The sequence below is a fragment of the Psychrobacter sp. TB20-MNA-CIBAN-0197 genome (genome assembly GCF_040309765.1).
Lineage (GTDB): Bacteria > Pseudomonadota > Gammaproteobacteria > Pseudomonadales > Moraxellaceae > Psychrobacter > Psychrobacter submarinus.
On the sequence record NZ_JBEOPC010000805.1, the window covers coordinates 1 to 263 of the forward strand.

1 protein-coding gene is annotated in these 263 nt (G+C 56.3%); it reads right to left on the reverse strand.

The features are described from left to right. On the reverse strand, positions 1-263 hold a 263-nt coding region (locus tag AAEY83_RS16075; protein WP_351060591.1), incomplete at both ends, for a hypothetical protein.

Here is a 263-nt window from a genome sequence, read left to right on the forward strand (position 1 = left end):
ACCTTTTTCTTCGAGACGATTGCGGCCGTTTTCGGCTACAGCCTGGCCTTGTGGCGTCTTGTCATATCCATCTTCAACCAGACCTTTTTCTTGGAGGCGGTTGCGACCGTTTTCAGCCAGAGTCTGACCTTGTGGGGTTTTGTCGTAGCCGTCTTCAGCGAGAGTCTGGCTGAACACCGAGTGGCTGTCTTTGACTTGCGGAGTGGCCTGATCGGCAGCGGGCAGGGCGAAAGCAGTGCTGGCTAGCATCGACAGGGTAAGGC